The 10,124-nt window shown below is 73.6% G+C and carries 8 protein-coding genes; 4 read left to right on the top strand and 4 right to left on the bottom strand.

From position 1 onward, the window contains the following. The first annotated feature begins 220 nt into the window (after positions 1-220). Both BIV04_RS12170 and BIV04_RS12165 read left to right on the top strand, forming a co-directional pair. Positions 221-721 carry a BLUF domain-containing protein gene (locus BIV04_RS12170; RefSeq protein WP_071256596.1) on the top strand — a complete coding sequence of 167 codons (501 nt, stop codon included), beginning with the start codon at positions 221-223 and terminating at the stop codon, positions 719-721. Between the two features lie 90 nt (positions 722-811). After that, the gene (locus tag BIV04_RS12165; protein WP_071256595.1) at positions 812-3,154 is read left to right on the top strand and encodes an alpha-galactosidase; all 2,343 of its coding nucleotides are present in this window, start codon (positions 812-814) and stop codon (positions 3,152-3,154) included. A 398-nt stretch (positions 3,155-3,552) separates the two neighbouring features. Here BIV04_RS12165 and BIV04_RS12160 read toward each other — a convergent pair whose 3' ends face one another. Beyond that, on the bottom strand, positions 3,553-4,854 hold the full coding sequence (locus BIV04_RS12160; protein WP_071256594.1) for an ROK family transcriptional regulator: 1,302 nt from the start codon (positions 4,852-4,854) through the stop codon (positions 3,553-3,555). Between the two features lie 266 nt (positions 4,855-5,120). On the opposite strand from BIV04_RS12160, the gene BIV04_RS12155 reads away from it, so the two are divergent. Next, positions 5,121-5,357 carry a hypothetical protein gene (locus BIV04_RS12155; RefSeq protein WP_143048697.1) on the top strand — a complete coding sequence of 79 codons (237 nt, stop codon included), beginning with the start codon at positions 5,121-5,123 and terminating at the stop codon, positions 5,355-5,357. A 164-nt stretch (positions 5,358-5,521) separates the two neighbouring features. On the opposite strand, the gene BIV04_RS12150 is transcribed toward BIV04_RS12155, so the two are convergent. From BIV04_RS12150 to BIV04_RS12140, 3 genes are all read right to left on the bottom strand, one after another. After that, complete coding sequence (locus BIV04_RS12150; RefSeq protein WP_071256592.1) at positions 5,522-5,794, bottom strand: zinc-ribbon domain-containing protein; 273 nt, start codon at positions 5,792-5,794, stop codon at positions 5,522-5,524. Positions 5,795-6,351: 557 nt separating this feature from the next. After that, entirely contained in the window at positions 6,352-8,832 is a 2,481-nt protein-coding gene (locus BIV04_RS12145; RefSeq protein WP_083396426.1) for a cation-translocating P-type ATPase, read from the bottom strand. Next, positions 8,829-9,056 (bottom strand): heavy-metal-associated domain-containing protein, encoded by a 228-nt coding sequence (locus BIV04_RS12140; RefSeq protein ID WP_054145925.1) that lies wholly within the window; start codon positions 9,054-9,056, stop codon positions 8,829-8,831. The genes BIV04_RS12145 and BIV04_RS12140 overlap by 4 nt, the downstream gene beginning before the upstream one ends. 173 nt (positions 9,057-9,229) lie before the next feature. On the opposite strand from BIV04_RS12140, the gene BIV04_RS12135 reads away from it, so the two are divergent. Continuing rightward, positions 9,230-10,066, top strand: coding sequence for an alpha/beta fold hydrolase (locus tag BIV04_RS12135; RefSeq protein ID WP_071256591.1), 837 nt, complete (start codon positions 9,230-9,232; stop codon positions 10,064-10,066). Positions 10,067-10,124 lie beyond the last annotated feature (58 nt).

The following is a 10,124-nucleotide window of genomic DNA, read 5'->3' as shown; positions in this document are numbered from 1 at the left end:
CGACCCGCACCTCCCCGCGTGCCGAACCAGGGCAGGGCCGGGCAGGGCCGGGCAGGGCAGGGCCGGGCAGGGTGGGCAGGGCAGGGCAGGGCGGGCAGGGCAGGGCGGAGCGGGGCGGGGCGGGGCGGGGCGGAGTGTGTCAGCGCCCAGAACTGGGGAGGGCGGCGGGGCCGGGCGGCGTGCAGAATCGGTCGAGCCCTGAACCCGAGGAGGCCTGCCCGTGCTGTCCACCGTGTACGTCAGCCGATCGTCGTACCCCTTCACCGATGACGACCTGGCCAACCTGCTGATGACCAGCCGGTCGAACAACGCCCGCCTGGGCATCACCGGCATGCTGCTGCACCGCGAGGGGCGGTTCATCCAGGTACTCGAGGGGCCCGACGAGGCCGTCCGCGAGCGCCTCGCGGTCATCGCCCGTGACCCCCGACACACGGCCGTCCACACCATCGTCGACGAGCGCGTCGAGGACCGGCTGTTCCCCGCCTGGACCATGGGGTACCGCGCCGTCACGGACGACCTCGCCTCGGTGATCCCGGGTTACGCCGACGTCTTCGACACCGACACCGGCACGGGCTCCGGCACCGACGCGAACGCCGGCGGCCGCGACGGCTTCAGCAACCTGTCGCCGTCGTCGTCGCACAAGGTCCGCACCCTGCTGCGCTGGTTCCGCGACCAGCCGACCGACGTGACCGACGAGCTGTTCTCGCCCCGCGCCTCCTGACCCTGCAGCCGACCTCGACGGGGTTGTGAGGCCGACCCGACGTCGGAGATACTTTTCAGACGAAAGTATCTGCCGCAGTCTGGAGCACCCGTGTCGTACCCCACCCCGTCGCCCACCGTCGTCGCGCCGCCCGAGGCACCCGACGCCTTCGTCCACCTGAGCGCTGCCGGCGTCAGTCTGCTGCTCGACGTGACCGACGCGCGCCTGCCCGCGGTCGTGCACTGGGGCGCCGCACTCGGGCGGCCCACGCTCGACGACGTGCGGTCACTCACGGCCGCCGCGGTGCCGCCGTACGTCAACAACCTGATGGACGAGCCGGTGCGACTGGCGATCCTGCCCGAACACCACGCGGGCTGGTCGGGCAAACCCGGGGTCGGCGGCCACCGCTCGGACGGCGCCGACTGGTCGCCGCGGTTCACGGTCGACACGCTCGACGTGACGGGCGAGGCGGAGGCGACCCGCGCCTCCTCGGGTCCCGGGCTTGTCGACGCGGGTGCCGCCGTCGTCACGGTCGAGGCGCACGACGACGTGGCCGGGCTCGCGATCGTGCTCGAGATCGAGCTGACGGCGAGCGGACTCGTCCGAACCCGGGCCGAGCTGACGAACGTCGCCGGGCGACGCGGGGGCGGGCGACGCGAGGGCCGGGGTGCCACCGCCGACGACCGGACGACGAGCACGGCCGCCGGTGCCGCGAGCACGGCCGCCGACGTCTACACGCTGACCGACCTGCACCTGGCCCTGCCGGTGCCGCCGCGAGCTCGCGAGATCCTCGACTTCGCCGGCCGCTGGGGCAAGGAGCGCACGCCGCAGCGCCGCGAGCTCGTCGTCGGCGTGCACGAGCGCGAGGGACGCAAGGGCCGCACCGGCCCCGACGCCGCCACCGTGCTGAGCGTCGGCGTGCCCGGCTTCGGCTTCGGCGCGGGCTCGGGCGAGGTCTGGGGTCTGCACGTCGGGTTCAGCGGCAACCACCGGCACTACGCCGAACGCCTGTCGACCGGTGCGCAGGTGCTGGGCGGCGGCGAGCTGCTGCTGCCGGGCGAGCTGCGGCTCGAGGTGGGCGAGTCGTACCGCAGCCCGTGGGTCTTCGGCTCGTACGGCGACGGCCTCGACGACCAGGCCCGACGGTTCCACCGGTGGCTGCGCTCCCGCGAGCAGCACCCGACCCGCCCGCGCCCCATGACGATCAACGTCTGGGAGGCCGTCTACTTCGACCACGATCTCGCCCGCCTCCGTGACCTCGCCGACCGGGCCGCCGCCCTCGGCGTCGAGCGGTACGTGCTCGACGACGGGTGGTTCCGGGGACGACGGGACGACCACGCCGGCCTCGGAGACTGGGTGGTCGACGCCGACGTCTGGCCCGACGGCCTGTCACCGCTGATCGACCACGTCACGGGCCTCGGCATGGAGTTCGGCCTCTGGTTCGAGCCCGAGATGGTCAACGAGGACAGCGACCTCGCCCGGGAGCACCCCGAGTGGCTCCTGCAGACCGGCGACCGCCTGCCCCCGCGGTCGCGCGACCAGCAGGTGCTGAACCTCGGCGTCCCCGGGGCGTACGAGCACGTGCTCGGCCAGATGACGGCGGTCCTCACCGAGTACGACATCGCCTACCTGAAGTGGGACCACAACCGCGACCTCGTCGACGCCGGCACCTGGCCGACCGGCGCCGCGGGAGTCCACGAGCAGACCCTCGCGGCGTACCGGCTGATGGACGAGCTCAAGGCGAGGTTCCCCGGACTCGAGATCGAGTCGTGCTCGTCCGGCGGCGCCCGCGTCGACCTGGGCGTGCTCGAGCGCACCGACCGCGTCTGGGTCAGCGACTGCATCGACCCGCTCGACCGGCAGCAGATGAACCGCTGGACGATGCAGTTGCTGCCCCCCGAGCTGCTCGGCTCGCACATCGCCTCGGGCGTCAGCCACTCGACCGGCCGCTGGCACGAGCTCTCGTTCCGGGCCGGCACCGCCCTGTTCGGCCACCTCGGCATCGAGTGGGACCTCGCCCGGGCGACCGACGCCGAGAACCACGACCTCGCCGCGTGGATCGCCCTCTACAAGGAGCACCGCCACCTGATGCACACGGGCGACGTCGTGCGGGTCGACGGGGCCGACCCGTCGCTGCTGGTCTACGGCTCGGTCGCCGCCGATGCGAGCGAGGCCCTGTTCTTCCTCGCCTACGTCGGGCGATCGGACGTCGCACCGCTCGGCCGCGTGCTGCTGCCCGGGCTCGACCCCGAGCGGCGGTACCGGGTGGCCCCCGTGACCGTCGGATCGCCGGACCACGGCCTGACGCCGCCGCCGTGGTGGGGCGCGGCGGACGACGGCGGCGCGTACCCGGGGATCGTGCTCGACGGGCGGGCGTTGGCTGTCGCCGGGCTGCAGGCGCCGTCGTCGTTCCCCGAGCGCGTCGTGCTGCTGCGGGTCACCGCCGAAGGCTGAGGGCGAGCGGCACTCGGTGCCGACGAACCCCGTTCCGTGCGATGAACCACGAAGATGCGTGGTTCATCGCACGGAACGGGGTTCTCGACGGGTCGGCGGTGCGGGGGCGCGCGGGTCGCGGGTCGGGTAGGAGGCGCGGGTCGCGGGTCGGGCAGGAGGCGCGGGTCGCGGGTCGGGCAGGAGGCGCGGGTCGCGGGTCGGGCAGGAGGCGCGGGGCCGGTAGAAGGCTCGGGGCCGGTAGAAGGCTCGGGGCGGGTAGAAGGCGCGGGGCGGCCATGAACCCGGTTTCGAACGATGAACCCGAAAGCTTCGGGGTTCATCGTTCGAAACCGGGTTCATCGAGGGTCGGGCTCAAGGGCGAGGAGGCGCGGGTCGCGTCTCGAGGAGGGCGCGCTGCGTCAGCGTCCGAGCGCGTGCATCTGGATCGCGACGGCGGCGGCGCCTCGGGCCCACTCGTCGAACCGGAACTCCTGGACGAGCAGTCGCGGCGGCGGAACCGCCCGGTGGGTGCCGCGCTCGATCGCCGCGGCGACCGCGGCGCCGCCGACGGTCGCGAGCCGCACGCCCTCGCCCGACAGCAGGACCACCTCGGGGTCGAGCACGTTCAGCACGCCCGCGATCAGCTGTCCCAGGACGTCGGCGGCGGTGTCGACGACGACCCGCGCCTCCTCGTGTCCGTCGGCGGCGAGCGCGAGCAGGTCGTCGTAGTCGACCGGGCGGCCGAGGGCCCGGGCGGCGGCGGCCTCGACCGCGGCGACCGTGAGGAACGCCCCGGCGCAGTCGTGGTGGCCGAGGTCGCACGTCGGGGTCGACGCGTCGGCGGGGGCTGCGTCGGCGGTGGGCACCGGCACCGGCACCGCTTCGGCTACGGCTACGGGCACAGGCACCGGCACGGCTAGAGGCACCGGCACCGGCACCGGCACCGGCACCGGCACCGGCACCACGATCCGCTGGTGTCCGATGCTGCCCGCCGACGAGTGCGCCCCGCCGAGCACCTCGCCCGCGGCGACGAGGCCGAGCCCCACGCCCGCGCCGATCGTGACGAGGGCGAACGACCGCAGCCCGCGTCCCTCGCCGAACCAGTGCTCGGCCTGGGTCAGCGCGCGGACGTCGTTCTCGACCCAGGTCGGCAGGCCGATCGGGGCGGTCAGCAGGTCGGCGAGGGGCACGTCGTCCCAGCCGAGGAACGGTGCGTGCCGCACGTGCGCACGGTCGACGACCTGTCCGCCGACCGTGACTCCGACCGCGCGGATGCGGTCGTCCCGGGCTCGGGCCGCGGTCACGACCGCCGCGACCTGACCCACGACCGCACCGGGCGACGGATCGGGCAGGGGTTCGTCGTGCTCGCCCAGCACCCTGCCCCGCTGGTCGGTCACGACGACGAAGAGGCGGTCACGGGTCAGCTTGACGCCGACGAAGTGGTGCGCGTCCGGGTCGAGGTCGAGCGGGACCGAGGGCCGACCCGAGCCGGACGGCGCGAAGGAGGGTCGTTCGACCAGCAGTCCGCTCTCGAGCAGGGGCTTGGTGATGCGCGTGAGGCTCGGGCCCGACAGGCCGAGCCGGGTGGCGAGCTCGGTCCGCGGGCGGGCCCCGTGCACGAGGATGTCGAGCACCACGGCCTGGGCGCTCCCGGCCAGCGGCGACCAACCGCCGCCGGCGTGCCCGAGGGCCCCGTGCCCGAGATCGTGGGAGTCCGTCACGCGACGATCCTATGCAGCCGACCCGCGCCTCCCGGTCGTGACCCCGGGGGCCGGTCGGGCCGGTCGGGCCGGTCGGGCCGGTCGGGCCGGTCGGGCCGAGTCGGGCCGGTCGGGCCGGTCGGGCCGAGTCGAGGCCGCGCCGGGGCCGAGTCGGGTCCGCGTCGTGCGGGTCGAGCCCGGCCCGGACGCGGCTGCGTACCCCGCCACCCGAATTGGGGGACAACCGACCGCCCTCTCGTGGCCGAACATGAGTCGTGGTGACCCTCATGGACGAAACGCGCGAACTGCCCCTCTGCACGTTGTGCGCCGCGCCGACCCGTCGCGAGCCCAACCCGTTCTTCGGCACGGCCCTCTCGGTGCACCGCCACGTGCTCGTCTGCACCTCGTGCTCGACCGTCGGCTTCGCCCCGGTCGTCGCCGACGCCCCCGAGGAGGCGCGGCGCCGGTCCCACCCCCTCGGCCTCCGTGCCCGCGTGGCCGGCTGGTACCGCGCGCTGCCCTGACCGCGCGCCGCGCCTCCTGCGCAGCCCGCGCCTCCCGCGCAGCCCGCGCCTCCCGCCCCGGAACACCGCTGACGGGACAGTGCACCCCGGAACGCCGCGGCGTTCTGTCCCGTCAGGGATGTTCGGCTGTGTGCTGCCCAGCGGTCGGTCGGCCCTGTGGTCGGTCAATCCTGAGGTCGCCCGCCGCGGGATGCCGCCGCGTGCTCGGCATCGGCCCGGAACCGGTCGGCCGCCTCGGCGTCGAGCTCGGTGCCCGCGCCGCAGTAGGCGCAGATGTAGACGTGTTTCGTCGAGTACGGGATCAGCGGGATGAAGAACAGCGTGAACCACCGACGGTGCTTGACCAGACGCTGCGCGGCCTCGTTGCCGCAGACCCGGCAGACGAAGAAGAGGACGCCCAGCAGGGCGCTCGTGCCCTTGGTGCCGAAGATGATCATGCGCTCACCCTAGGCGGGACCGGGGCAGTCGGCGGGAGCGGGCCCCGGGGCCTGATGACCCCGGGACCCTGTTCCTAGCCCTTGCGCACCAGGTCGACCGCGAACCGGGCGACGGTCACGACGAGAGTCGCGATCTGCCACCACGGCACGGTCTTCCTGGGCGGGCGGCGGTCGTCCTCGGACATCCGCTCCCTCCTCTCGGTGTTCGCGCCGGCGAGCACCGCGAGAGAGCCAGGGACCCACCCCGTGACCCCGACGTTTGCACGTCGATCGTCATGGGATTACACTTCCGATCAGATGAAGCGGGATCTCTGGTTGGGTCCCTGGTTCTCTTCACGGAGAGCACATCGAAGCCCGAGATCGGTTGGACGGTCTCGGGCTTCGCCATGCCCGGGGGTCGTTCCGGCGATGACGACACCCGACGACCATTTTACATATCGGCCGTCCCTGGCAGTGGCCCAGGCCGCGCGTGGGTGGTCGCACCACGGAATGAGCATCGCACCGCCGAAACAGGCGGTGCGACGTTCAACAGGCGGTGCGACACGTGAACGCACAGCTCACCCGGCGCGGAACCGCCGCAGGCGCAGGCTGTTCGTCACGACGAACACCGACGACGCCGCCATCGCCGCGCCGGCCAGCACGGGGTTGAGCAGTCCGAGCATCGCGACCGGGATCGCCGCGACGTTGTAGGCGAAGGCCCAGAACAGGTTGCCCTTGATCGTGCCGAGGGTCGCCCGCGCCAGGCGGATGGCGTCGGCCACCCCGGCGAGCTCGCCGCTGACGACGGTCAGGTCTCCCGCCGCGATCGCCGCGTCCGTGCCCGTCCCGAGGGCGATGCCGAGGTCGGCCGTGGCGAGGGCCGCCGCGTCGTTGACGCCGTCGCCGACCATGGCGACGACGCGACCCTCCGCCTGCAACCGGGCCACCGCCTCCACCTTCTGCTGCGGGGTCGCCTGCGCGATCACGTCCGCCGCGGCGATGCCGACCTGCGCCGCGACGTGCCGGGCCGCGCCCGCGTTGTCACCGGTCAGCAACACGGGCGTCAGGCCCAGCCCGCGGAACCGCTCGACGACCTCACGTGCGCCGGGCTTCACCGTGTCGGCAACGGTGACGACACCGCGAACCCGACCGTCCCAGGCGACCGCGACGGGGGTCGCGCCCGTCGCCTCAGCTGCGGCGAACGCCGCCTCGAGCCCAGGAGGCGCGGTGACCGACCACTCGTCGGCCAGCCACCCGGGGCGGCCGACCAGCACGAGCGTGCCGTCGACGAGAGCCTGCACGCCGGCCCCGGCGTGGGCGGCGAACCCGTCGACGGCCGGGACGACGACCCCGCGTCGGGCGGCCTCGGCCTCGACCGCCCGGGCGACCGGGTGCTCCGAGCCGGACTCGACGGCGGCGGCCCGGGCCAGGACGTCGTCGACCGTCGCCGCCGCGGCCTCGCCCTCGACGGCCTGGCCATCGCCCACGACGGCATCGCCCACGACCACCTCGCGCACGCTCATCCGCCCGGTCGTGACCGTCCCGGTCTTGTCGAGGACGATCGTGTCGACCGTGCGGGTGCGCTCGAGCACCTGCGGCCCGCGGATCACGATGCCGAGCTGCGAGCCGCGGCCCGTGCCGACGAGCAGAGCGGTCGGCGTCGCGAGCCCCAGCGCGCACGGGCAGGCGATGATCAGGGTGGCGACGGCGGCGGTGAACGCGGTCTGCAGCGAACCGGTGAAGAAGCCGCCGGAACCGCCGGCACCGGCACCCTCGACCAGCCCGCCGAACGCGAGCCAGCCGACGAAGGTCAGCACGGCCAGCCCGATCACGACCGGCACGAACACGGCCGACACCCGGTCGGCGAGGCGCTGCACCTCGGCCTTGCCGCTTTGCGCCTCCTCGACGAGACGTCCGAGGCGGGCGAGCTCGGTATCGGCCCCGACGCGGGTGATCTCGACGAGCAGGCGCCCGCCGACGTTGAGGGTCGCGCCGACCACGCGGTCGCCCGGCCCCACCTCGACCGGCACCGACTCGCCGGTCAGCATGCTCAGGTCGACCGCCGAGGTGCCCTCGCGCACGAGGGCGTCGCTGGCGATCGCCTCACCCGGACGCAGGACCACGAGGTCGCCGGGCACCAGACCCGCGGTGGCGACCCGCGCCTCCTGACCGTCGCGCAGCACGGTGGCTTCCTTGGCGCCGAGCTCGAGCAGGGCACGCAGGGCCTCGCCCGAGCTGCGCTTGGCCCGGGCCTCGAGCCAGCGGCCGAGCAGGATGAACACCGTCACCGCCGCGGCGACCTCGAGGTAGAGCTCGGTCGGGCCGCCGTGGGTCGCGACCAGGCTGAACGACATGTGCATGCCGGGTCGCCCGGCGTCGCCGAAGAAGAGTGCCCAGAGCGACCAGGCGAAGGCGGCGATCACCCCCACGCTGACCAGGGTGTCCATGGTCGCGGCACCGTGGCGGGCGTTCACGGCGGCGGCGCGGTGGAAGGGCCAGGCCCCCCAGACGGCGACCGGTGCCGCGAGGGTCAGCGCGAGCCACTGCCAGTTCGTGAACTGCAGGGCCGGCACCATCGAGAGCACGACCACGGGCAGGGCGAGGGCGGCACTGACGAGGGTGCGGTGGCGGAGCGCGTCGACCTCGGCGGCCCGGGCGTCCGCGGCGGCGTCGGCCGTGCCGTCGGCCGTGGCGGTCGAGGACGCAGGAGGCGCGGGCACGGTGGCTGCGTACCCCGCGGCGGCCACCGTGGCGATGAGCGCGTCGACGTCGGGCACCCCGGGGTCGCCGTCGCGTGCGTCGCCGGCCGCACCGGCCACGACCCGCACGTGCGCCTTCTCGGTCGCGTAGTTGACCGACGCCTCGACGCCGGGGAGCTTGTTGAGCTTGCGCTCGATGCGGTTCGCGCAGGAGGCGCAGGTCATGCCGGTGATGTCCAGCTGCACCGCGTCGAGTTGCACGGCGTCGGGCTGCACGGCACCGGGCTGCCGGGCGGCAGGCGGGACGGTGCCCCGCGGGACGCTCCCGCCCGGCCGGCCCGCGCCTCCTGCGGTGGTCATCGTGCGGAGAGCTGGTAGCCGGCCTCTTCGACGGCGGCCCGCAGCTGGTCGTGCTCGACGGTGGCGTCGGCCTGGACCGAGACGGTGGACGCGCCCCCCGGGTTGAGGTCGACCTCGACCGAGTCGACGCCGTCGACCTCGGAGAGCTCTTCGGTGACGCTCGCGACGCAATGCTCGCAGGTCATGCCGTCGACCTGCAGGGTGGTGATGGTGGTGTCGGTCATGCTCGGTCCTCTCGATCGGCCCTCAGGTTATACCCCCTAGGGGTATCGATGCCAGGGTGCTCGCTGTTGTCCCCCACCTCCCAGATGCCTCCGCGTCGAGACGGCGCCCGGGGTGCCGGACTATGAACGGAGACGGACCCGCCAGGACGGCGGGAGAGAGAAGGCACCCGACCATGACCGAGATCACCGCACACCACGGCCTCTTCAAGGACACGAACCTCCACGTCGACGACACCGGCGGCACGGGCCGCACCGTCGTCCTGATCCACGGCTGGCCCCTCTCGGGCGAGTCCTGGAGCAAGCAGGTCCCCGCGTTCGCTGACGCCGGCTACCGCGTCGTCACCTACGACCGCCGCGGCTTCGGACGCAGCGACAAGCCCAAGACGGGCTACGACTACGACCACCTGACCGAGGACCTGCACACCGTCCTCACCGAGCTCGACCTGCAGGACGTCACGCTCGTCGGCTTCTCGATGGGTGGCGGCGAGGTCGCCCGCTACTTCAGCAAGTACGGCACCGAGCGCCTGCGCAGCGTCGTCTTCGCCTCGGCCGTGCCGCCGTACCTGATGAAGACCGACGACAACCCCGACGGCCCCCTCACGAAGGAGGCCGCCGCCGACATGACGGCCGGCCTGACCAAGGACGAGGACTCGTTCTACGAGGACTTCACGACCGGCTTCTTCTCGGTCGACGGCGTGCTCAAGGTGTCCGAGGCCGACCGGCAGGACGCCCTCCGTCTCGCCAAGCAGGCTGACAAGACGGCCGCGCTCGAAGCGATGGCCTCGTTCGCGAACACCGACTTCCGTGACGACCTGACCAAGGTCACCGTGCCGACGCTGGTCATCCACGGCGACGGCGACGCGACCGTGCCCTACGAGGGATCGGGTGCCCGGACGCACGCGGCCATCGCCGGGTCCGAGCTGCACGTGATCGCGGGCGCGCCGCACGGCGCCAACGTCAGCGACGCCGACGAGTTCAACCGCGTCGTGCTGGAATTCCTGAAGAAGTAGGCACCACCCCCGGGCGGCTGCGGCCGTTCGTGACGCGACCCCAGGAGGCGCGGTGCCG

Origin of the sequence: Frigoribacterium sp. MCBA15_019 (genome assembly GCF_001864945.1) — a bacterium.
GTDB lineage: Bacteria > Actinomycetota > Actinomycetes > Actinomycetales > Microbacteriaceae > Frigoribacterium.
The sequence above is the reverse complement of the archived record's forward strand: the minus strand, read 5'-3'. Positions and strand labels throughout refer to the sequence as shown.

Bases quoted from the DNA above. Each gene is read 5' to 3' on its own strand.
- BIV04_RS12140 (WP_054145925.1), bottom strand. From the start codon at position 9,056: ATGACCGACACCACCATCACCACCCTGCAGGTCGACGGCATGACCTGC.
- BIV04_RS12150 (WP_071256592.1), bottom strand. From the start codon at position 5,794: ATGATCATCTTCGGCACCAAGGGCACGAGCGCCCTGCTGGGCGTCCTC.
- BIV04_RS12145 (WP_083396426.1), bottom strand. From the start codon at position 8,832: ATGACCACCGCAGGAGGCGCGGGCCGGCCGGGCGGGAGCGTCCCGCGG.
- BIV04_RS12135 (WP_071256591.1), top strand. From the start codon at position 9,230: ATGACCGAGATCACCGCACACCACGGCCTCTTCAAGGACACGAACCTC.
- BIV04_RS12155 (WP_143048697.1), top strand. From the start codon at position 5,121: ATGGACGAAACGCGCGAACTGCCCCTCTGCACGTTGTGCGCCGCGCCG.